We start from the raw sequence: 21,118 nt of genomic DNA, 5'->3' as shown, positions 1-21,118 counted from the left end.
GAACACGCCCCGCCCGCCCTGGCCGACGCTGTCACGCGCCGGACAGTCCGAGCCCCCCGAGCGCGCGTCGCACAGTATGCCGTATGCGTACTCCTTCGCGCTGGAATATGCCCGAAGCGCTTGTTGGGGTGACTGTACGTCAACCATGCTGTCCCGTACGGGGATCACGTTCCGTGACTCTGTCGTGGCACGAGGCAGTACCCCAGCGGTCCCGCCGGATTCGGATGGTGTGAGCGGTGCAGGTGCTTCAGGTTCAGATGGAGGTCGGGGCCGACCCCGCCGAGGTGGGGCGCGCCCGCAGGTGGGCCAGGTCGCGGCTTGCCGTCTGCGGCATAGCGGCCGATGAGCCGGTCGCCGAGACGCTGGTGCTGCTCATCTCCGAACTGGTCACCAACGCCGTGGTGCACACGGGCTGTCCGGCCGTGCTGCGCATGCTCCTGCCCGGCGTGCCCGACCCTTCGGGGACCGTCCGCGTCGAAGTCGACGACTCGTCCTCCTGCGCGCCTCAGCCACGGGCCGCGGACGGGGACGACACCAACGGCCGCGGGCTCGCGCTCGTCGACGGGCTCGCGGACCGATGGGGCTGGCAGACGGAGTCCACCGGCGGGAAGCGGATCTGGTGCGAGGTGGACCGGGGGTCGGTGCCGCTCGCGTCCGGTCCGGTATCGCCCGCGTACGACGACTCGTTGCTGATGCGGTGAGGCGCTCCCCGCACCGAGTGCGGGAGCGCCCCACCGACCGGATCCGGCGTTCAGTGAATTGCCCTACTGGCCCTGAGGGCTGACGCCGAACGTACGACTCGCACTCGCCGAGGTCGAAGCCGCCCGTATCCACGCCCTCGACGTCCCCTCGCGACGAATCGCCACCCATCAGCGTGATCAGGCCATCACGTCACGTCAACACCTCGTGGGTCATTGATCCCGTGTTACGAGGAATATCCCGGGTGTTGCGGCGGTCAGAGAACCGCGACCGGGGCGACGGGGGTGCCGGTGCCGCCGACGAACGGCTCGGGCATCGCGGAGAGCAGGAACGCGTAGCGCCGCTCCTGTGCACAGGCTGTGGACAGTTCTTCCAGGTTCCAGTTCTGGCCCTGCATCATGCCCATCTCGACCAGGTGCAGACCGTGCACGCCCAGCCAGAGGTTCTCGATCTCCGGCGGGAAGATCTCGAAGACCATCGTGTCGTTCGCGACCGCCGCGACGTCGCGGGCGTGGAACCACTCGGGCGTACGGATGGAGAGGCCGGGCGAGGGGGTCGCGTACCCGTGCTTGTCGCTCTGCAGGTACAGCTGCATCTGGCCGGTGCGGACGAGCACCACATCGCCCGCGCGCACCTTCACCTTGCCGAACTCCTCGGCCTCCGCCAGGTCCTCGGGCGTCACCGCGTGATCGCCGGGCAGCCGGTCGAGGCCCTTCGCGGCGGCGACGTCGAGCAGGACGCCGCGTGAGACCACGTGCTTGGCCTTGTCGATGCCGCTGAACGCGGCGCCGCCGTGAGCCGTGATCGAGTCCGCCGGGCGGCCGTTGTAGATCTTCCCCGAGTGCGAGACGTGCGTGAGGGCGTCCCAGTGCGTCGCGCACTGCAGGCCCATGGTGACGGCGTCGTCGCTGGTCGCGACCGTGCCCGGGCCGAACATCTCGAAGTTGAGCATCACCATCGTGTGCATCGGGTTGACCCGGCCCGGGATCATGCCCGTCTGGACGCCGTTGTCCTGGAGATCCAGGGCGAGCGGTATGCGCCGGCCCGTACGGATCCCGGCCGCCGCGGCCTTCACCACCTCGTCGGTGATCAGGTTCAGCGTGCCCGCTTCGTCATCGGCGCCCCAGCGTCCCCAGTTGTTGACGCGCTTGGCGATGTCGTGGAACTCGGGGGGCAGACCCATTGCGTTCTCCTCAACTCCATTGCCTGCTGGGGCTTGTGCTCGCGTATCCCGTGCCCTCTAGAATCTAACGGTCCGTCAGAAACCGCGGGAAGGGGCACGACGTGGGGAACTTCTTGGCCGGCAAGGTCGTGGCAGTGACCGGCGCAGGCCGGGGCATCGGCCGTGCGGTCGCGCTCGCGGCCGCCGCCGAGGGAGCCAAGGTCGTGGTCAACGACTACGGAGTCTCGATCGAGGGCGGCGAGCCATCCTCGGAGGTCGCCGAGCAGGTCGTCAAGGAGATCGAGGCGGCGGGCGGCTCGGCCGTCGCGGTCGCCGACGACATCTCGACGATGGCCGGTGGCCAGCGCATCGTGGACACCGCGCTGCGGGAGTACGGGCGTATCGACGGTGTCGTCTGCGTCGCCGGGATCCTGCGCGAGCGGATGCTCTTCAACATGTCCGAGGAGGAGTGGGACCCGGTGGTCGCCACGCACCTCAAGGGCACGTTCACGGTGTTCAAGGCGGCGTCCGCGGTCATGCGGAAGCAGGGCACGGGCACGCTGATCGGCTTCACGTCCGGCAACCACCAGGGCTCGGTCGCCCAGGCCAACTACTCGGCCGCGAAGGGCGGGATCATCTCGCTCGTACGGTCGGCGGCGCTCGGTCTGAACAAGTACGGGGTGACGGCGAACGCGGTCGCTCCCGTGGCCCGTACGCGGATGTCGGCGAACGTGCCGATGGAGCTCAAGGAGATCGGCTCCCCGGAGGACGTGGCGGCCCTCGTCGTCTACCTCCTGTCGGAGCGGGCCCGCGAGGAGAAGATCACCGGGCAGGTGTACACGATCGCCGGGCCGAAGATCGCGGTGTGGGCCCAGCCGCGGGAGCTGCGGGCGGGGTACGCGGACGGGGCGTGGACGCCGGAGCGGATCGCGGACTTCCTGCCGGGGACGGTGGGGACGGATCCGATGCCGATGCTGGCGCAGCTGGAGGCGATGGCGAAGGCGGCGGCGGCGAAGGAGCGGCCCAACGCGTGAGGTGTTCGGGTGGGTTGGGGGTGCTCGCCGTTGCGCCTGCGGCGGGCTTTCTTCCCCAGACCGGCAACTTCAGCCCGGCCGGCGTTTGAGGCCTGCGACCGAAGGTCGCATCGGGGTCCGGGGCGCAGCCCCGGGAAACGGTGAAAGGGCGGGGTGGGGGAAATCAAAAGGGCTGAACGGAGGCAGACGTGGACTTCGAGTTCGGAGCTGAAGGCGAGGCGTTTCGAGCCGAGGCACGCGCCTGGCTGCGAGAGCACCTCGTCGGGGACTTCGCCCAGGCGAAGGGCCGGGGCGGCCCCGGGAGTGAGCACGAGGGCGGAGACGTAAGGCGCGCCTGGGAGCGGGAGCTCGGAGGCGGCGGGTGGATCGGGATCGGGTGGGAGACGGGCCCCGGTACGTTCACGGGCAAGGGTGAGTACGGCAACCGCACCGCCACCCTCACCCAACAGGTGATCTGGGCCGAGGAGTTCGCCCGCGCCGAGGCCCCCGCCCGCTACGGCCACATCGGCGAGAACCTCCTCGCCCCGACCCTCCTCGCGTACGGCAGTGACGAGCAGAAGCAGGAGTTCCTGCCGGGCATCGCGCGCGGGGAGCAGTTCTGGTGCCAGGGGTACAGCGAACCCGGCGCGGGCTCGGATCTCGCGGGGATCAGAACGGCCGCCGTACGGGACGGGGACACGTACCGCGTCAGTGGCCAGAAGATCTGGACGTCCCTCGCCCACGACGCCGACTGGTGCTTCGTCCTCGCCCGCACCGAGGCAGGCTCGAAGCGGCACCAGGGCATCAGTTTCCTGCTCGTGCCCATGGACCAGCCGGGCCGGATCGAGGTCCGGCCGATCCAGCAGCTCACGGGGACGAGCGAGTTCAACGAGGTGTTCTTCGACGGGGCGGTGGCGAGCGCCGCGCACGTCGTCGGCGGCGAAGGCAACGGCTGGCAGGTCGCCATGGGGCTGCTCGCGTTCGAGCGCGGCGTGTCCACGCTCGTGCAGCAGATCGGCTTCGCCGAGGAGCTGGGGCGCGTCCTGAAGGAGGCCGCCGCGAGCGGCGCGGCCGACCGGGATCCCGTGCTCCGCGACCGTCTCGTACGGCAGTGGGCCGAGCTGCGGACCATGCGCTGGAACGCGCTCAGGACCCTCGGAGGTACGTCCGACCAGGGCGCCCCGAGCGTCGCCAAACTGCTCTGGGGCGGCTGGCACCAGCGCCTGGGCGAGCTGGCGATGCAGGTGCGCGGCACGCTCGCCACGATCGGCCCGTACGACTGGAGCGAGCAGCGCCCGTACGAACTCGACGCGCTGCAGCGGCTGTTCCTGTTCACCCGTGCCGACACCATCTACGGCGGCTCGGACGAGATTCAGCGGGGCATCATCGCCGAGCGCGTGCTCGGGCTGCCCAAGGAACCCAAGGGCCCGCAGCGGGCGCAAGGGGCACAGGGATCCCAAGGAGGGGACCGATGAGGGGCGTCATCTTCGACGGCAAGCAGACCCAGGTGGTCGACGACCTGGAGATACGGGATCCGGGGCCGGGGGAGGTCCTCGTCGCCATCGCCGCGGCCGGGCTCTGCCACAGCGACCTGTCCGTGGTGGACGGGACGATCCCGTTCCCGGTGCCGGTGGTGCTCGGGCACGAGGGCGCGGGCGTGGTGGAAGCGGTGGGCGCGGGCGTCGGGCATGTCGCCCCCGGTGACCATGTCTCGCTGTCGACGCTCGCCAGCTGCGGTGCCTGCGCGGACTGCGACCGCGGCCGGCCGACCATGTGCCGCAAGGCGATCGGGATGCCGAAGCAGCCGTTCTCGCGCTCGGGCAACCCGCTCTTCCAGTTCGCCTCCAACTCGTCGTTCGCCGAGCGGACCGTCGTCAAGGCCGTCCAGGCGGTGAAGATCCCCAAGGAGATCCCGCTGACGTCCGCCGCGCTGATCGGCTGCGGGGTGCTCACCGGCGTCGGCGCCGTCCTCAACCGGGCGCGTGTGGACCGCGGTGACTCGGTCGTCGTGATCGGCGCGGGCGGCATCGGGCTCAACGTGCTGCAGGGCGCGCGGATCGCGGGCGCGACGACGATCGTCGCCGTGGACGCGAACCCCGCGAAGGAGGCCGCGGCCCGGCAGTTCGGCGCCACGCACTTCATCGACGCCTCGGCGGTCGACGACACGGGCGCGGCCGTGAAGGAGCTGCTGCCCACCGGCGCCGACCACGTCTTCGAGTGCGTCGGCAACCCGGCCCTCATCCGCCAGGCCGTCGACCTCCTCGACCGCCACGGTCAGGCGATCCTGCTCGGCATGACCGGCGCGAAGGTCGAAGCCTCGTTCCTGCCCGCCGCGATGTTCCTGGACAAGTCGATCCTGGGCTGCCGCTACGGCTCCTCCCGCCCGCAGCGCGACATCCCGCTCTACGCGTCCCTGTACCAGCAGGGGCGGCTGCTGCTCGACGAGCTGGTGACGGCCACGTATCCGGTCGAGGACTTCGCGAAGGCCGTCGACGATCTGCATGGGGGGCGGGTGGCGCGCGGGGTTCTCACGTTCTGAGGGCGCCCGGGGCTACGGGACGTGACCGTCCGCCCGGGCGGTCACCACTCCGGAGCGGGGTCCTCCGCGAGCAGCGGGCGCAGGGCGCCGATCGCCGCGCCGACGCAGACGTCGCGCAGAGTGGTGCGGGTGCAGGTCTCGTGGGTGAGCCAGTCGACGACCAGGACCTGTACGAAGACCAGCCAGCTCTTCAGGACGCCCGACACGGCCTCGCGCAGGGCCGGGTCCGTGAGGGGCAGTACGGCCAGGAGCCGTGTCCGCAGCGCGTCGAGCTCGTTCGTCATGATCGTCTGGATGACGGGGTCGCCGGCGAGGACCCGGTTCGCGGCGAGGACGGCGTTGCGGTTCGCGATGAAGTAGTCGAGGTGGACGTCCATGCCCTGGGTGAGCTGCTCGACCAGGGAGTCGGCCGGGTCGAAGCGGGTGTCCGCGAGCAGGCGGTCCGCGGCCTCCTGGTAGACGGCCGCGAACAGCGCGTGCTTGCTGGGGAAGTGGCGGTAGAGCAGGGCCCGCGAGACCCCCGCCTGTTCGGCGACCTCCTCCATCAGGACGGAGTCGTACGGGTGCGCGGCGAAGAGGCGCGCGCCGACGGCGAGGAGCTGGGCGCGGCGGTCGGCCGGGTTGAGGCGCTGGCGGGGAGGCACGCTCCGATTCTAGTTGACATGCGTCTACTAGTGCGCCCAGTCTGGTCTTAGTAGACACACGTCCACTAAGACCGACTCGCTGGGAGGCCGTCATGGCCAGGGCTCTGCGCGCACTCACACTTCTCATGGGCTGGGCCTGTGTGGCGATCGGCCTGCTGCACGTGCTGCTCGGCAACGCGGCACTCCCCGGAGCCACCGACGCCGGCGCCACGGTCGACAGCTGGGGCCGCTTCATGGGCGCGGCCTTCGCCGGGTACGGGCTCGCGTGGCTGTGGGCCGCGCGGCAGCACCCGATTCCCGCGCAGATCGTGCGGTGGCTGGCCGGGGTCTTCCTCCTGGGCGGCCTCGCCCGGCTGCTCTCGCTCGCCGTCGCCGGAGGGCCGCACGGCTTCCAGATCGCCCTGACCGTGCTCGAACTCGGGCTGCCGCCGGTGTACTTCTGGCTGGCGGACGCGGAGGAGAAGGCGGTACGGGAAGGGGTGGGACGACCCGTCGCGGCCGCCGGCCGCTGATCCCTGGAGGCCGTGAGCGCGGCTCACGCCGCCTTCACCACCTCCGTCCGCCCCTTCCGGATCACCACGGCCATCATCGCCGCCGCCGCGCACAGTGCCCCGGACGCGTACCAGACGACGTCGTACGAGCCGAAGGTGTCGCGGGCCACCCCGCCGAGGAAGGCGACGATCGCCGCGCCCACCTGGTGCGAGGCCAGGACCCAGCCGAAGACGATCGCCGAGTCCTCGCCGTAGTGCTCGCGGCACAGGGCGAGCGTGGGCGGGACGGTGGCCACCCAGTCCAGGCCGTAGAAGACGATGAAGAAGATCATCGGCGGCTGGACGGAGTCCGCGAGCAGCATCGGCAGGAAGAGCAGCGAGATGCCGCGCAGCGCGTAGTAGACGGCGAGGAGGTGGCGGGAGTCGAAGCGGTCGGTGAGCCAGCCCGAGAAGATCGTGCCGAGGATGTCGAAGACACCGATCACGGCGAGCAGCGAGGCGGCGGCCGGTACCGGCATGCCGTGGTCGTGGGCGGCGGGTACGAAGTGGGTCTGGATCAGGCCGTTCGTCGAGGCGCCGCAGATCGCGAAGGTGCCGGCGAGCAGCCAGAACGGGCCGGTGCGGGCGGCCTTGGCGAGCACGCCGAGCGTGCGGCGGGCCGCGCCCTGGACCGGCGGGGGCTTCGGCACGAACTCCTTGGAGCCGTACGGCGCGAGGCCCACGTCCGCGGGGTGGTCGCGCAGCAGCAGCCAGACGAACGGGACGACGGCGAGGGCGGCCAGCGCGACCGTCACCGACGCGGGCTCCCATTCGCCGTCCTTCACCATCCACGCGAGCAGCGGCAGGAAGATCAGCTGGCCGGAGGCGCTCGCGGCGGTGAGCAGGCCGGTGACGAGGCCGCGGCGCTCGGTGAACCAGCGGTTGGTGACGGTCGCGGCGAAGGCGAGCGCCATCGAACCCGAGCCGAGGCCGACGAGGAGGCCCCAGTAGAGCATCAGCTGGAACGAGCTGGTCATCCACACGGTCAGACCCGCGCCGACGGCGATCATCGTGAGGGCGACGGCCACGACCTTGCGGATGCCGAAGCGGTCCATCAGGGCCGCGGCGAACGGTGCGGTGAGTCCGTACAGCGCGAGGTTCAACGAGACCGCGAAGCCGATCGTGCCGCGCGACCAGCCGAAGTCCTCCTCCAGCGGCCCGAAGAGCAGACCGGGGAGCGAACGGAAGGCGGCGGCGCCCAGGATCGTCACGAAGGCGACGGCGGCGACCCACCAGGCGCGGTGGATACGGGGGGTGCGCGGGGCGGGGGCCGTTGTCCCCGTGGCTGCGGTATCGGTTGTCTGGCTCACGGGATCATCCTGACCGTGGCCCGTCACCCGCATCGAGTGGCCTGAAGGCCAGCATTCGATAGGATCGGGCCATGACCGGTATGACCGTCCGTGAACCGGCCGCAGCCGAGCCCGCTCCTCGCCGCCACCGCGTCGTGGTCCTCGCCCTCGACGGCCTGCTCCCGTTCGAGCTGGGTATCCCGCACCGCATCTTCGGCCGCCCCGTCGGCCCGGGCGGTGCGCCCCTGTACGAGGTCATCACCTGCTCGATCCGCCCGCCCGGCCCCGTACGGACCGACGCGGACTTCGCCATCCAGGTCGAGCACGGCCCCGAGGCGCTGGCCACCGCGGACACGGTCGTCGTCCCGGCCTCGTACGAGCTCGGGCCGGTGTACGAGGAGGGGCGGCTCACGCCCGGACTGGCCGCCGCGCTCGGCCGTATCCGCCCCGGCACCCGGCTCGTGGCGATCTGCACCGGCGGCTACGTCCTCGCCGCCGCGGGCTACCTGGACGGACGGCCCGCCACCACCCACTGGTGGCACTCGGACCACTTCCAGTCGCTCTTCCCGCAGGTCGCCGTCGACGCGGACGTCCTCTTCGTCGACGACGGCGACGTCCTGACCTCCGCGGGCGTCGCGGCCGGCATCGACCTCTGTCTGCACATCGTGCGCCGCGACCACGGCACGGCCATCGCCAACGAGGTGGCCCGCCGCACCGTCGTACCGCCGCACCGCGACGGCGGCCAGGCGCAGTTCATCCAGCGTCCCGTCCCCGAACCGTCCACCGCCACCACCGGCACGGCCCGCGCCTGGGCGCTCGCGCGGCTGCACGAGCCGATCCAGCTCCGCGACATGGCCGCACAGCAGTCGATGTCCGTCCGCACCTTCACCCGCCGCTTCCGCGACGAGGTGGGCGTGAGCCCCGGCCAGTGGCTCGCCCGCCGACGCATCGAACGTGCCTGCCACCTCCTGGAATCCAGCGCCCTCACGATCGACCAGATCGCCAGGGACGCCGGCTTCGGCACGCCTCAGTCGCTGCGGCAGCACCTCATGGGAGCGCTGGGGGTCACCCCGACCGCGTACCGCCGGACGTTCCGGGCGGACAATCCGCGGCCGTTGCTCGCGAGTTGACCCTGCGGGCCCCTCGCCCCTCGCCCCTCGTCTTTCGCCCTACCGCACGAACTGCCCGAACTTCCCTTGATGGAAGAGCAGCGGCTCACCGTCGTCCGAGGCGTCCAGGGCGTTGACGCGGCCGACCACGATCAGATGGTCGCCGCCCGTGTGGACCGCGTGGATCGTGCAGTCGAGCCAGGCCGGGGCGCCGTCGAGGCGCGGGGCGCCCGAGACGGGGGCGGCGTCGAAGCCGACGCCCGCGAACTTGTCCGCGCCGCTCACCGCGAAGCCGCGGCAGAGTTCGCCCTGGTCGGCGCCCAGGATGTTCACGCAGAACGAGCCCGCCTCGGCGATCCGCGGCCAGGTCGTCGAGGTGCGCGCGACCATGAAAGCGATCAGCGGCGGGTCGAGCGAGAGCGAGGCGAACGACTGGCAGGCGAAGCCTGCCGGGGTGCCGTCCGGGGTCGTGGCCGTGATCACCGTGACGCCGGAGGCGAAGTGCCCGAGCACGCGCCGGAATTCGGCCGGATCGAGCGGCAGCCGCTCGTCCTCGCGCACGGCGCGTAGGTCGGGGCGGGGAAGCGCCTCGACGGGTTCGGCGTCGGGAAGCGCGCCGGTTGACCTGAGGTATCGGATGGTGGTGGCCGCCATCCCTGCGTGTCCCATCACGTCCGTCATTGAAGCTGACGGGGTGTCAGATTGGAAGGGGTGGACGGGGGTTCATAAAGCCTTTACGGAGCCATTCGGGCCCGGGCGCGCGAGGCGCGCCCGGGCCCGGCGGGACGGTCCGGCTAGCGCCCTTCGTACGACGCCGACCGCCGCTCCACGAAGCTCGCCACGCCTTCGTTCGCGTCGCGGGTCGTCATGTTGATCTCCTGGGCCGTGGCCTCCGCCGCGAAAGCTGTCGCGCGGTCCGAGTCCAGGGAGGCGTTCACCAGTTGCTTCGTCAGGGCCAGGGCGCGGGTCGGGCCCTGCGCGAGGCGTTCGGCCCATTCGCGGGCCGTCTTCTCCAGGTCGGCCGCGGGGACGACCCGGTTGACCAGCCCCAGCCGTTCCGCCTCGGCCGCCGGCACCGAGTCGCCGAAGAACATCAGCTCCTTGGCGCGCTGCGGGCCGATGAGACGGGGCAGGAGATACGCGCCGCCGCCGTCGGGGACCAGGCCGCGACGGGCGAAGACCTCGATGAACTTCGCCGAGTCCGCGGCGAGCACCAGATCGCACGCGAACGCCAGGTGCGCGCCGATGCCCGCGGCCGTCCCGTTCACCGCCGCGATCACCGGCTTCTCGCAGTCCATGACCGAGGCGATGAAACGCTGCGCGCCCTGCCGGATCATCCGGGCCACGTCGCCCGCCACCCGCTCCGCGGAGCCGGAGCCGGAGCCCGTGTCCGGGGAGCCGCGCAGGTCCGCGCCCGCGCAGAAGCCCTTGCCGGTCGCGGTGATCACCACGGCCCGTACGGACGGGTCGGAGGAGGCCGTCGCGAGCAGCGTCATGATCCGCTCGCGCTGGTCCCAGGTGACGGCGTTCATCGCCTCGGGGCGGTTGAGCGTGATCCAGGAGACGCCGTTCTCCAGGCTGTGGAGTACGTCCTGCTGGTCCTCGGGCACAGAGCTGCCTTTCCTCGGCGTACGTGATGTTCTCAGCGGCACACGGCCAGCGCGTCCAGCGCCACCGCGCCCTGCCCGCGCGGCAGCACCATCAGCGGGTTGATGTCCAGTTCGGCGAGTTCGTCGCCGAGTTCCAGTGCCATGCGCTGGACCCGGAGGACCACCTCCACCAGCGCGTCGACGTCAACGGGCGGCCCACCCCGTACGCCCTCCAGCAGAGCCGCACCCCGTAGTTGGGAGAGCATCGCGCGGGCGTGATCCTCCGTGAACGGTGGTACGGCGACCGCGGCGTCCCGCAGGACCTCGACGAGCACGCCGCCGAGCCCGACCGTCACCGTCGGCCCGAAGAGCGAGTCATGGGTGACGCCGACGACCATCTCGACACCCTTCTCGACCATCTGGCAGACGAGGATCCCGTCGAGCTTGATCCCCTCGTAGCGCGCGATGTCCGTCAGCTCGCGGTACGCGTCCCGCACCTGCGAGGCGGACGTCAATCCGACCTTGACCAGACCGAGTTCGGTCTTGTGGGCGAGCTGTGCGCCCGACGCCTTCATGACGACCGGGTAGCCGACGAGGCCCGCCGCCCGCACCGCCGCGGCGGCGCTCGTCACCAGTTGCTCGCGTGGCACCCGGATCCCGTACGCGCGCAGCAGCTGCTTCGCCGAGTGCTCGCTGAGCTGCTGGCCCGGGCGCATCAGCGCCTGCGCCTTGCGGAACGACGGGGACGGGGTGCGCGGCGCCTCGTCGAAGGGCGAGCGGTAGCCGTCGGTGAACTTGTGGTGGTCGAGGTAGGCCCGGACCGCCGTGATGCAGTTCGAGAACGTACGGAACGTCGCCACGCGCGAGGAGCCGAGCAGCGTCGTGCGGTACGCCTCCTCCGTACCGACCGGGGAGCCCCAGACGACGCAGATCAGCTTGTCCGTCTGCTCGGCCGCGTCCACCAGGTCCTGCGCGAGCTTGTCGCTCATGGGCGGGAAGGGGCCGGTGATCGGGCAGATCAGGACGCCGACGGACGGGTCGGCGAGGATCGCGTCGATGATCTTCCGCCCGCGCCAGTCGCCGACCGGATGACCGCCGTTGTCCACGGGATTGGCGACGTTGAGATACGAGGGGATCCACTCGTGCAGCTCGTCCTGCTTGGCCTGCGAGAGGGCCGGGAGGTGGAGGCCCGCCTCGGTCGCGAGGTCGGAGAAGTGGGCGCCCGTGCCGCCGGAGATCGAGTAGACGACCACCCCGTCGGCCTGCGGCTTCCGTGCCCGCGCCAACAGGGCGGACACGTCCTGGAGTTCATCGAGTCCGTCGACCCGTATCACCCCGAACTGCCGCATCGCCGCGTCCACGACATCGTCCGCGCCGGTCAGCTTCCCGGTGTGCGAGGCGGCCATCTTCGCCCCGGCTTCCGTGCGGCCGACCTTCACCGCGACGACCGGCACCCCGCGCTGGGCCGCGCGGTCGGCGGCGAGCAGGAAGGACCGCCCGTCCTTCAGCCCCTCGATGTAGCAGGCGATAGCCCCCACCTCGGGCTGCTCGGCGAAGTACGACAGGAAGTCCGAGGTCTCCAGATCCGCCTCGTTGCCGGTCGGCGCCCAGTGCGAGAGCCGTACGCCGATCTCCTGCATCGCGAACACCGGGCGGCCCTGGTGGCCGGACTGGGTGATCAAGGCGATGGCGGGACCGTCGAGGTCGTCGCGGAACTTCTCGAACGCGTTGAGGTTGGTGTTCGGCCCGAGCAGCCGCAGCCCGGAGCGCTCGACGGCGGCGGTGAGCCGCGTCTGCGCGAGCGCGCCCTCCTCGCCGGTCTCGGCGAATCCGGACGCGAACGCGACAGCGAACCTGACCTTCGACTCGGCCAGTTCCTCGATCACGGGCAGCGGATCGCCGACCAGGAGCACCGCGAGATCCACGGTCTCGGGCAGATCGCGTACGGAGGCGGCGCAGGGTATCCCGAACACGGACTCGCGGGTCGGGTGCACGGGGTGCAGCCGCGCACCGACGCGCTCCGCCCAGGCGATCAGCTGCTTGGTGATCCCGGTGTTGGGCCGGCCCTCGGCGTCGGAGGCGCCGATCACCGCGACGGACTCGGGCCGGAAGAACTTGTCGAGGTCGGGCACGTCCGCGTGCAGCGGCCGCCCGCTGACATCGAGGTCACTGGCCCCGGGAGGGCCCGCGACACTGTGCACCGCCGGGGTGGGGCGCTCGCCGCAGGCCACCACACGGGCCGGGCGGGAGTCGGTGGTGAGGGTGCCGTGAGTCGATCCAAGCATCGCTGACGCCCGCCTCCTGAGTTACGTCCTGACACGACCAATAGAACTGACGCGTAGTCAGATTACTGAACTGACGGCCCGTCAGGAACAGGTCTGCAGAGGAATCTGGACCGGAAGGGCACGGGATCGTGGCGGGTTGTGGGTCCGTTGCCGTCCCGGACCGTGGTCAGACCTCCTCACGCGGCGTGATCCCGGCGGACCTCGGACCTCCTCGTACGGCATGATCCGGGCGGACGCTCAGGGCGCTTCGGGGGACTCCACCCTCGTGCAGGTGGCCACCTGCTCCTCGCCGCCGTCGTTCCCGGCGAACGTCAGGACCATCTTGTCCTTGCTGCCGCTGATCTCGAGCTTCGAGAGTCCCTCCTCCTGCCCGCCGTCGTCGATCAGGCCCCCGGACAGGGCGTAGCTGCCCTTGAGCGTCTTCTCGACCTTGTCGGGCACCTCCTGGACCACGTAAGGCGCGCGCTCCTCCTCCGTCAGCTCCACAGTGAGGCGTCCGCCGTCGAGCGACCAGGTGCCCTCGGTCGTCCACGGCGCGTCCGCTTCCCCGCCGGTGACCATCCAGGACCCGCCCTCGGCGACGTCGATCCGGACCCCAGCGGAGTCCTCGGCCTCGAACTTCCAGCTGCCCTTCAGGAACGCGCCCAGAGTCTGGGACTTGACGCTGGTGGAGCCCTCTCCCGAACAGGCGGCCATGGTCGCGGCCGCGACCCCTGCCAGGACGTAGCGCAGCGCGGCGCGACGCCCCACCAGTTGTACGAAGTCCCTCGAGTCCATGTGTTCCCCCATCTCCGCGCGGCACCACGAGTCCCGTGTGACCGACATCGGTCACACGATCGCCGCACCATCGGCTCCGCACCAGTGGTACGGACCGAGGTGACCGGATCCCTACCCCGCGCCGGCCGGCGTGCTCGGACGTCTCAAGGAGCGCAGGCGTTGCGGTGGGTGAGGTGCGGTACAACGTGGAGCTCAACCGCATCCGGCGCTGGTCAGTCTTCCCCGGCCTGCGCGCCCCAGTCCCACAGCGCCTGGAGCACCGGACCCAGGCGGTGGCCGTGCGAGGTGAGGCGGTAGTGGACGCGGGCGGGCCAGCCCGGGCGTCGGTCGCGTTCGACGACGCCCGCCGTCACCAGGTGTGACAGGCGGTCCGACAGGACCTTGTCCGACAACGCAGGCAGCGCGTCCCGCAGTTCGCTGTACGAGCGCTCACCGCGCAGCATTTCGCGGACCACCAGCGTCGTCCACCGGCCGTGCAGCGCGGCCAGCGTGATCTCCACCGGGCAGTCGGAGGCCGGTGCGGTGACCTGCGCGAGCGGGTCATCGGGCAGACCAGGAGGCCCACTTGGGCCGTTGGCCGGATGGTGGCCGGGCGGACCGGCAGGCGGTCCTGATGGGTGACCAACCGTTCGGTGAGTCACGAGCGCGCCTCCTAGCGTGGGGGACAGCCCATTGTCCCGGCACGGCACGGAAGGACACCTGACGGTCATGCGAGAACTGGCCGAACGCCCCGAGGACGTACCCGCGGTCTTCGCCGCACGCTTCAACACCTTCGACGCCGCCGCGCTGGCCCAGGTCTACGAGGACACCGGCGTGCTCGTCCCGCAGCCGGGCGTCCCGGTCACCGGACCGGACGTGCGCACGGCCAACAGTCGGCTGCAGGGGCTCGGCATCCCCATCGAGGTCCGCCCCCGGCACGTGTACCGCACTGGGGACCTGGCCCTGCTCATCGTCGACTGGTCCCTCGTCGGGACCGGGCCCGACGGCCGGCGCGTGCACGTCGAGGGCACGGCGACGGACGTGGCCCGCCGGGGCCCCGACGGGCGCTGGCGCTACGCCATCGACAACCCCTTCGGGACACGGGAGACCGGCCCCACCGCCGACTGAGGCGGCCGGTAGCCCGTCCGGAGTGACCGTGAGGATGGCGCCCTCGGGGCGCTTGGAGTCGCGGATGTGGATGGCCGAAGGGTGGGCGGCAACCTCTACGCACCTGCCGTGGCGTCGTCGCTGTCCACTGCGGCGTCCATCACTCGTTCGGGTGTGCATTACCCGGTATGACCTCCAGGCTTAACGCTTGCGTTAAGCCTGGAGGCGTGAAGCGCTCGCTGACGAGGACTGGGGCAGTGCCGAACAGGTGGAGGATGCCATCGACATGCTCGCAGCGATCGGGCCTGCACTGGGCCGACCCCTTGTCGACCGGATCAAAGGATCCGATCAGCACCACATGAAAGAGCTGCGTCCGGGCTCATGTGGCAGTGGGGAGATCCGGATCCTCTTCGTCTTCGACCCGTTGCGCAGAGCGGTGCTGCTGGTCGCAGGCGACAAGGCGGGGCGCTGGCAGGGTTGGTACGACGAGAATGTTCCGTTGGCGGAGAAGCGATACCAGGCCCATCTCGCGGAGCTGGATTCCAGGGAGTACGAATGAGCAGCGTGAACTGGGAGGAAGCCAAGCGGCAAGTCCGCGAACGGCGGACGGCGGCGGGGCTTCCTGTCCGATCCGCCGAGGAGAAGCGGGCCGCGATGGACCGGCTGGCGGCCGAGGTGCGTGCGTACCAGCTGGCCGAGCTGCGGCGTGAACAGGCGCTCACCCAGCGAAAGGTGGCCGCAGTCATGGGCGTCTCGCCCCCGCGTGTCTCCTCGATCGAGCACGGTGAGATCGACCGGACCGAGGTGGCGACCCTGCGCTCCTACGTCGAGGCCCTCGGCGGCCGGCTGCGCGTGGTGGCGGACTTCGGGGACACGGAGTACACGGTGGCTTGAGCGTGGGTGCCGTACTGGGGATGCTCGGGGCGCGCTTCGCGTGACGGGTGCCTCAGAAGGCCTGCTCAGGCCCGATCCGCGACGGTCCCGCCACTGTGCGGTGGGACCGTCGCGTACGTCGTGAACGCGGACCACGTGTCCGGGGTGACCGTGAGGATGGCGCCCTCGGGGCGCTTGGAGTCGCGGATGTGGATGGCGGTGGGGTGGGTTGCCACCTCGACGCACTCGCCGCCGTCACTACCGCTGTAGCTCGACTTGAACCAGTGAAGTGCGGTGCTGCTCATTGCTCTCCTAGCAGGCGGTCCAGGAGGCCCAGGGAGTGTTGTGGGGTGAGGGCCTGTGCTCGCAGCATCGCATGCCTGCGCTCCAGGAGGGACACCTCGTCCGGATCGGCGACCCACTGGCTGCCACGCTGCGATTCGGTGTAGGCCAGGTGGTGGTGCTCCGGACTTTCCAGTAGAACGAAGGAGCCGTCGAGGGCGGCATGATGCGGGCTGTCAAACGGCAAGAACTGCAGTGACACGCACGGAAGTTGTGCGTACTCGCGCAAGTGCTCCAGTTGGGCGCGGCGCATCTCGCGGCTGCCGATTGCGAGGCCGAGTGCCGGCTCCCAGATGACGAAGCTGACCGTCGGCGGGATCTGCCTGTGCAGTACGCCTTGCCGGTCGACACGCGCCGCCGCCTTCGTCTCGATCTCGTCCACGTCGTACGCGGGCACGCGCTCGCGGAACACCGCCCGCGCGTACTCGGCGGTCTGCAGCAGGCCGGGCAGCACCTGATTCGCGTACAACGACAGGGCGATCGCCTCACGCTCGTGCTCGATGTACGACTCGGCCCAGAGCGGGAACTGGTCGATCTCCGGCATGTTCGCCACCGCCACGGACAGCGCGCCCTTGCTGTCCATGATCCCGTCCATGGCCTCCGCCATGTCGGGCAGCAGAGGGCGACGGCCCTGTTCGATGGCCGCGATGGTCGCCTCGGCCACGAGGAGCCGGTCCGCAAGCTCGTGCTGGGTGAGGTCTATCGCGCGGCGGAAGAGGGCGACGAGGCGGCCGACCATTTTCATCGTCGACGCGTTCTTCTGCACGGGCTTCCCGGGACGCATGATGGCCAATTCCCCACCCCCAGCGTGAGCTGACCCCCTGCCGACCCCGACAGATAATCTGTCGGGGTGGCCGGACTGTTCCACGGTAGTCACGCTCCGCGACCTTCGTCCCATGAACGACGAACTCCAACTCCCGTACGTACGCGAGAAGTTCCTCCGCCGCGAGCGCCAGTCCGTCCCCGCCGCCAGGCGCTTCGCCCGCGAAGCCCTCGCCGACTGGGGCTGGCCCGCCCCCGACGACCCCTTGCTCTGCGTGAGCGAGCTCGCCACCAACGCGCTGCTGCACGGGGTGCCCCCAGGGCGCGGACTCCTCCTGCAACTACGGTGCGACGGCCCCGTATTAAGGATCGAGGTACACGACAGCGGCGCCGGGATCCCGAGGATTCCCGACGCCGCTGACGAGGGCGGTCGCGGGCTGCGCATCGTGGAGGCGCTGGCCGCGAAGTGGGGTGTGGGAGAGCGGGATCCCGGCAAGACGGTGTGGTGCGAGTTCCACCGGAAGTCGAATCCGTCTCCGGGCATCGCTCAGAGCACCGCCGCAACCTCCTTCGCCACCCGCTCGCCCGACCGGACCGCACCGTCCATGTAACCCATCCAGTACGTGGACGTCTCCGTCCCCGCCCAATGGATACCGCCGACGGGGCGGCGCAGTTCGGGGCCGTAGGACGTCAGGACGCCCGGCGGGGCGTAGGCGACCGGGCCGCCGCGCGTGAAGCGTTCGTTGTCCCAGCGCTGGAGCAGGAAGCCCGTCGGGGACTTGGCCTTGTCGCCGAAGTACGTCGCGTAGTCCTTGAGGACCGCTGCCTTCACCTCGGCCTCGCTCGCCCCGTTCATCGCCCGCATCTGGTCGGACTCGATGAAGCCCATGAGCGCGCCGTACGAGCCGTCCTCGGGCGAGTTGTCGAAGGTCGAGCGGACCGTGCCCGTGTCGCTGAGCGCCTGGCCGTTGAGACCTGCGGCGCGCCAGAACGGGGTCTCGTAGATCGCGATGGCCTTGCCGACCGAGCCCATCGGGAGGCGCTGCGAGAGCTGGTCGCGGACGGCAGGGAGCACCGGGTCGAAGTCGATCCGGGCCGCCAGCGGGGGCGCGAGGGCCACGATCACCTTGCGGGCGCGGGCCGTCACCCCGTCCGCGGTGACGGTGTACGTGCCGCCGCTCTCGCTCACGCGACGCACCGGCGCGTCGAGGACGACGCTGTCGCCGAGCGTCTCCGCCAGCTTCAGCGGCACGAGCTGCGAGCCGCCCTTGAAGCGGATCGCCTGCGCGCCGTTCGCGGTCTCCGTGAGGCGCTCGAAGGTGCCGGGGTTCGACTCGTTGCCCGCGGCCGCGATGTAGAACAGCACGAAGAGGAGCGACAGTTCACGCGGTTCGGCGCTGAAGACCGAGGTGCAGGCCACGTCGAAGAGGAACTTCGCGGACGGCACGATCGCGTTGTGCTTCAGCCAGGTCTCGAACGTCTGCTGGTCCCACTCGGCCGCCTTCGGCGCCGTCCACGGGGCGCCCACCGGAACCTTCTTGGCCATGTCGTTGAGCAGTGCCTGCACGGCCGCGGCGTTCGCGAGCCCCGCCACATCGATCGGCGGGACCGCGCCGAGCAGCCCGTCGGTGGCGTACGGGGTGTTCCTGCCGTCCTTGCGGAGGAGGTTCTTGCCCGCGTTGTACGTGGGGAAGGTGCCGACGCCGAGCTCGTCGGCGAGGGCCTTCATCCGGTCCTGCGTCGGGCCGATGAACTCGCCGCCGCCCTCGGTGACGCCGCCCCCGGGGACCTTCAGATTGAGGACGCGGCCGCCGACCCGGTCCCGCGCCTCCAGGACGAGCACGCTCTTTCCGGCCTTCTTCAGGTCCCGGGCCGCGGTGAGCCCGGCGAGCCCGCCGCCGATGACGACGACATCGGCCTCCCGGACATCCGCGGCCCGCGCCGCGGGGGCGGTGGTGAGCCCCACGCCCGCGGCCACTCCTGCGGCTGCTCCGGCGCCAAGTATGCCGCGCCGGCTGATCCGTCTTTCACGTGCCACGTGCGTCCTCCATCAGGTCATGTGGGATGAACTCACTTGCAGTGGTGCGGGTTCGAGGCCGGTGCGGGGGCCGTGTGCTGTGGGGTGCGTCCGTGCGTCTGTCCGTGCGTCCGTGCGTCCGTGCGTCCGTGTGCTCAGCGGGACAGGGCGCGCGCGATGCGTTCCGCGTCCCGCGCGATTTCGCGGAGCATTCCGGAGATCGGGTTGACGTAGCCGTTCACGTAGAGGCCCGGCGCCGAGGGCGATGTCTTGGCGCCCTCAATGGTGGGGCGGCCGTCGGCGTCGAGAATTCCGAGGTGACCGACGAGGCTGTCGAGCCCTCGCGAGTACCCGGTCGCCGCGATCACCACGTCGGGTGCGATCGAGGTGCCGTCCGCGAGGAGCACCTTGCCGTCCTCGAAGGACTCCACCGCGGCGACCGGCTCGACGGATCCCGTGCGGACCGCGTCGATCAGCCCCACGTCCTGGACCGGGATCGCACCCTCGCGGACCCGGGAGTAGAGGCCCGTGTCCGGGCGCGGGAGGCCGTGGGCGGAGAGGTCCGGGGTGGAGAGCTTGGCCATCGGGCGGGCCAGGCGGTCGACGAAGGCGACCGGGAGGCGGCGGATCAGGATGCCGGTGCGCTGGGCGGGCCAGCCCGCGGTCGAGCGGCGGACGATGTGCGGGGCGGTACGGACCGCGAGACGGACGCGGGAGGCGCCGTCCTCGACAAGGTCCACGGCGATCTCGGCACCCGTGTTGCCGACGCCGACGACCAGGACGTCCCGCCCGGCGTACGGCTTCGCGTTGCGGTAGTCGCTCGCGTGCAGCAGCTCGCCCTCGTACGAGGCCAGGCCGGGCCAGTCGGGCAGGCGCGGGGTGTGGTTGTAGCCGGTGGCGATGACAACCGCGGAGCCGGTCAGCTCGCGGCCGCCGCTGCCGTGCAGAAGCCAGCCCCGGCCGTCGGGGGCCGGGTCGATCCGGGAGATCTCTACGCCGGTGATGATCTCCAGCTCGTGGAACTCCGCGTACTTCTCGAGGTATTTGACGACGTTGTCCCGCGAGACCCAGCGGCCGAAGCGGCGCGGCATGGGCAGTCCGGGCAGACCGGACAGCTTGCGCGTGGTGTGCAGATGGAGGCGGTCGTAGTGCCGCCGCCAGGACGCGCCGATCTGCTCCGACTTCTCCAGGACCACGGCCCGTACGCCCTTGGCGCGCAGCGCGGCCGCCGTGGCGAGGCCGCCCGGGCCGCCGCCCACGACGTAGACAGGGCGGTCCTCCGTGCGGTCTATGCCGGAGGGCTGGGTCTGCGAGGCGTCGGTCATGAGCGCGAGCGTAATGACAGCTCCGCTTGATGGGGTGCGGTCAAACAGCAAACCGGTTGCGAATTGATCACAGGCCGCTCCGAGCGCCCTGCCGGCCGTGCGAGATCCGCCTCAGCCTCTTGCGCACACCCACCCCCATCCGCTGAACTGACGTACCGTCAGAAACGGCTTCGCGTGAGGGGAAGTGCCGATGGATACGGTCTGGCTCAGCGGGGCCGAGTGGGTCGCCGTGCTGCGGATCGGGCTCGGTCTGTGGTGGCTGGAGAGCTGGCGGCACAAGGACAGGAAGGGCTGGTTCGAGCGTGGGACCGGCATAGCCTGGGCCGCCGACGTGGCCGGCAAGCACAAGTGGGGCTTCGTGAAGAGCGGGTTCACGAAGGTCGTCGAGCCGCGGCCGAAGGTGATGGCGTACATCGTCGTCTATGCCGAACTGGCGCTCGGCCTCGGCCTGATCCTCGGCTTCCTCACCCCGATCGCGCTCGTGGGCGGACTGCTGCTCAATCTCCTCTACCTCGTGCTGATGATCCACGACTGGGCCGAGCAGGGGCAGAACGCGATGATGGGCCTCATCTCCTTCGTGGCCCTCTTCGGGATGTCCTGGCAGACCTGGTCCCTCGACAGCGCGATAGGACTCTTCTGATGACCTCGGCCACCGGCGCTTCGTCCGTACGCTTCGATCTTCCCGAGCCCGACGCCTTCACCGAGCCGTACTGGTCGGCGGCGGCCGAGGGGCGGCTCCTGCTGCGGCACTGCCGCGCCTGCGGCCGTACGCACCACTACCCGCGCGAGTTCTGCCCGCACTGCTGGAGCGAGAACGTGGAGTGGGCGCCGGCGAGCGGCCGCGCCACGCTCTACACGTGGTCCGTGATCCACCGCAACGACCTGCCGCCCTTCGGCACCCGCACCCCGTACACGGCGGCCGTGGTCGACCTCGCCGAGGGGCCGCGGATGATGACCGAGGTCGTGGAGTGCGCCCAGGACGCGCTGACGGTCGGGATGGAGCTGGAGGTCACCTTCCGGGAGGCGGAAGGGTTCCGGGTGGCGGTGTTCCGGCCGGTCGTGGCCCAGCACTGAGCC

Annotated in this window: 24 protein-coding genes and 1 pseudogene; 12 read left to right on the top strand and 13 right to left on the bottom strand. The window is 70.7% G+C overall.

Annotation, left to right across the window (positions count from 1 at the left end):
• Positions 1-236: 236 nt before the first annotated feature.
• On the top strand, positions 237-701 hold the full coding sequence (locus ACIBI4_RS14505) for an ATP-binding protein (RefSeq protein WP_399204145.1): 465 nt from the start codon (positions 237-239) through the stop codon (positions 699-701).
• Between the two features lie 254 nt (positions 702-955).
• Here the strand turns inward: ACIBI4_RS14505 and ACIBI4_RS14500 are convergent, their stop codons facing one another.
• Positions 956-1,882, bottom strand: coding sequence for a cyclase family protein (locus ACIBI4_RS14500; protein WP_399204144.1), 927 nt, complete (start codon positions 1,880-1,882; stop codon positions 956-958).
• Positions 1,883-1,983: 101 nt separating this feature from the next.
• Here ACIBI4_RS14500 and ACIBI4_RS14495 point away from each other — a divergent pair, with 101 nt between their 5' ends.
• The 3 genes from ACIBI4_RS14495 to ACIBI4_RS14485 all read left to right on the top strand — a co-directional run bounded on the left by ACIBI4_RS14495 (position 1,984) and on the right by ACIBI4_RS14485 (position 5,413).
• Positions 1,984-2,895 (top strand): SDR family NAD(P)-dependent oxidoreductase, encoded by a 912-nt coding sequence (locus tag ACIBI4_RS14495; protein WP_399204143.1) that lies wholly within the window; start codon positions 1,984-1,986, stop codon positions 2,893-2,895.
• Positions 2,896-3,083: 188 nt separating this feature from the next.
• Positions 3,084-4,349, top strand: coding sequence for an acyl-CoA dehydrogenase family protein (locus ACIBI4_RS14490; protein ID WP_399204142.1), 1,266 nt, complete (start codon positions 3,084-3,086; stop codon positions 4,347-4,349).
• A complete protein-coding gene (locus ACIBI4_RS14485; RefSeq protein WP_399204141.1) occupies positions 4,346-5,413 on the top strand; it encodes a Zn-dependent alcohol dehydrogenase in 1,068 nt (355 codons plus the stop codon). Before ACIBI4_RS14490 ends, ACIBI4_RS14485 begins: the two co-directional genes overlap by 4 nt.
• Before the next feature lie 41 nt (positions 5,414-5,454).
• Here ACIBI4_RS14485 and ACIBI4_RS14480 read toward each other — a convergent pair whose 3' ends face one another.
• The gene (locus ACIBI4_RS14480) at positions 5,455-6,057 is read right to left on the bottom strand and encodes a TetR/AcrR family transcriptional regulator (RefSeq protein WP_399204140.1); all 603 of its coding nucleotides are present in this window, start codon (positions 6,055-6,057) and stop codon (positions 5,455-5,457) included.
• Positions 6,058-6,149: 92 nt separating this feature from the next.
• On the opposite strand from ACIBI4_RS14480, the gene ACIBI4_RS14475 reads away from it, so the two are divergent.
• On the top strand, positions 6,150-6,569 hold the full coding sequence (locus ACIBI4_RS14475) for a DUF4345 domain-containing protein (protein ID WP_399204139.1): 420 nt from the start codon (positions 6,150-6,152) through the stop codon (positions 6,567-6,569).
• A gap of 23 nt (positions 6,570-6,592) precedes the next feature.
• On the opposite strand, the gene ACIBI4_RS14470 is transcribed toward ACIBI4_RS14475, so the two are convergent.
• Positions 6,593-7,897: an MFS transporter gene (locus ACIBI4_RS14470; RefSeq protein ID WP_399204138.1), complete on the bottom strand. Its 1,305-nt coding sequence runs from the start codon at positions 7,895-7,897 to the stop codon at positions 6,593-6,595.
• Between the two features lie 71 nt (positions 7,898-7,968).
• Here ACIBI4_RS14470 and ACIBI4_RS14465 point away from each other — a divergent pair, with 71 nt between their 5' ends.
• Positions 7,969-9,006, top strand: coding sequence for a GlxA family transcriptional regulator (locus ACIBI4_RS14465; RefSeq protein ID WP_399204137.1), 1,038 nt, complete (start codon positions 7,969-7,971; stop codon positions 9,004-9,006).
• Positions 9,007-9,045: 39 nt separating this feature from the next.
• Here the strand turns inward: ACIBI4_RS14465 and ACIBI4_RS14460 are convergent, their stop codons facing one another.
• From ACIBI4_RS14460 to ACIBI4_RS14440, 5 genes are all read right to left on the bottom strand, one after another.
• Entirely contained in the window at positions 9,046-9,639 is a 594-nt protein-coding gene (locus tag ACIBI4_RS14460; RefSeq protein ID WP_399204313.1) for a flavin reductase family protein, read from the bottom strand.
• 140 nt (positions 9,640-9,779) lie between these two features.
• Positions 9,780-10,517, bottom strand: coding sequence for an enoyl-CoA hydratase/isomerase family protein (locus ACIBI4_RS14455; protein ID WP_399204312.1), 738 nt, complete (start codon positions 10,515-10,517; stop codon positions 9,780-9,782).
• 110 nt (positions 10,518-10,627) lie between these two features.
• Positions 10,628-12,859, bottom strand: coding sequence for an acetate--CoA ligase family protein (locus ACIBI4_RS14450; RefSeq protein ID WP_399204136.1), 2,232 nt, complete (start codon positions 12,857-12,859; stop codon positions 10,628-10,630).
• Positions 12,860-13,096: 237 nt separating this feature from the next.
• Positions 13,097-13,636: a hypothetical protein gene (locus tag ACIBI4_RS14445; protein ID WP_399204135.1), complete on the bottom strand. Its 540-nt coding sequence runs from the start codon at positions 13,634-13,636 to the stop codon at positions 13,097-13,099.
• A 212-nt stretch (positions 13,637-13,848) separates the two neighbouring features.
• Positions 13,849-14,277: a winged helix-turn-helix transcriptional regulator gene (locus ACIBI4_RS14440; RefSeq protein ID WP_399204134.1), complete on the bottom strand. Its 429-nt coding sequence runs from the start codon at positions 14,275-14,277 to the stop codon at positions 13,849-13,851.
• Between the two features lie 67 nt (positions 14,278-14,344).
• On the opposite strand from ACIBI4_RS14440, the gene ACIBI4_RS14435 reads away from it, so the two are divergent.
• Positions 14,345-14,743, top strand: coding sequence for a YybH family protein (locus tag ACIBI4_RS14435; protein WP_399204133.1), 399 nt, complete (start codon positions 14,345-14,347; stop codon positions 14,741-14,743).
• Between the two features lie 18 nt (positions 14,744-14,761).
• Here the strand turns inward: ACIBI4_RS14435 and ACIBI4_RS14430 are convergent.
• A pseudogene (locus ACIBI4_RS14430) lies at positions 14,762-14,851 on the bottom strand (DUF397 domain-containing protein); the annotation flags it as partial.
• 139 nt (positions 14,852-14,990) lie between these two features.
• Between ACIBI4_RS14430 and ACIBI4_RS14425 the strand changes: the two are divergent.
• Both ACIBI4_RS14425 and ACIBI4_RS14420 read left to right on the top strand, forming a co-directional pair.
• Entirely contained in the window at positions 14,991-15,281 is a 291-nt protein-coding gene (locus ACIBI4_RS14425) for a type II toxin-antitoxin system RelE/ParE family toxin (RefSeq protein ID WP_399204131.1), read from the top strand.
• Positions 15,278-15,616 (top strand): XRE family transcriptional regulator, encoded by a 339-nt coding sequence (locus tag ACIBI4_RS14420; RefSeq protein WP_399204130.1) that lies wholly within the window; start codon positions 15,278-15,280, stop codon positions 15,614-15,616. Before ACIBI4_RS14425 ends, ACIBI4_RS14420 begins: the two co-directional genes overlap by 4 nt.
• A 65-nt stretch (positions 15,617-15,681) precedes the next feature.
• Here ACIBI4_RS14420 and ACIBI4_RS14415 read toward each other — a convergent pair whose 3' ends face one another.
• Both ACIBI4_RS14415 and ACIBI4_RS14410 read right to left on the bottom strand, forming a co-directional pair.
• Positions 15,682-15,900 carry a DUF397 domain-containing protein gene (locus ACIBI4_RS14415; protein WP_399204129.1) on the bottom strand — a complete coding sequence of 73 codons (219 nt, stop codon included), beginning with the start codon at positions 15,898-15,900 and terminating at the stop codon, positions 15,682-15,684.
• On the bottom strand, positions 15,897-16,721 hold the full coding sequence (locus ACIBI4_RS14410) for a Scr1 family TA system antitoxin-like transcriptional regulator (RefSeq protein ID WP_399204128.1): 825 nt from the start codon (positions 16,719-16,721) through the stop codon (positions 15,897-15,899). The genes ACIBI4_RS14415 and ACIBI4_RS14410 overlap by 4 nt, the downstream gene beginning before the upstream one ends.
• 112 nt (positions 16,722-16,833) lie before the next feature.
• Between ACIBI4_RS14410 and ACIBI4_RS14405 the strand changes: the two genes are divergently transcribed.
• Positions 16,834-17,310, top strand: coding sequence for an ATP-binding protein (locus tag ACIBI4_RS14405; protein WP_399204127.1), 477 nt, complete (start codon positions 16,834-16,836; stop codon positions 17,308-17,310).
• Here ACIBI4_RS14405 and ACIBI4_RS14400 read toward each other — a convergent pair.
• On the bottom strand, positions 17,247-18,737 hold the full coding sequence (locus tag ACIBI4_RS14400) for a flavin monoamine oxidase family protein (protein WP_399204126.1): 1,491 nt from the start codon (positions 18,735-18,737) through the stop codon (positions 17,247-17,249). The genes ACIBI4_RS14405 and ACIBI4_RS14400 overlap by 64 nt on opposite strands.
• A gap of 134 nt (positions 18,738-18,871) precedes the next feature.
• Positions 18,872-20,041 carry a flavin-containing monooxygenase gene (locus ACIBI4_RS14395; RefSeq protein ID WP_399204125.1) on the bottom strand — a complete coding sequence of 390 codons (1,170 nt, stop codon included), beginning with the start codon at positions 20,039-20,041 and terminating at the stop codon, positions 18,872-18,874.
• 190 nt (positions 20,042-20,231) lie between these two features.
• Between ACIBI4_RS14395 and ACIBI4_RS14390 the strand changes: the two genes are divergently transcribed.
• The gene (locus ACIBI4_RS14390) at positions 20,232-20,681 is read left to right on the top strand and encodes a DoxX family protein (RefSeq protein WP_399204123.1); all 450 of its coding nucleotides are present in this window, start codon (positions 20,232-20,234) and stop codon (positions 20,679-20,681) included.
• A complete protein-coding gene (locus ACIBI4_RS14385) occupies positions 20,681-21,115 on the top strand; it encodes a Zn-ribbon domain-containing OB-fold protein (RefSeq protein WP_399204122.1) in 435 nt (144 codons plus the stop codon). Before ACIBI4_RS14390 ends, ACIBI4_RS14385 begins: the two co-directional genes overlap by 1 nt.
• Positions 21,116-21,118 lie beyond the last annotated feature (3 nt).

Source organism: Streptomyces sp. NPDC050418, from assembly GCF_044458745.1.
Lineage (GTDB): Bacteria > Actinomycetota > Actinomycetes > Streptomycetales > Streptomycetaceae > Streptomyces.
Note: the sequence above shows the minus strand (reverse complement) of the source record. Positions and strands in the feature narration are given on the sequence as shown.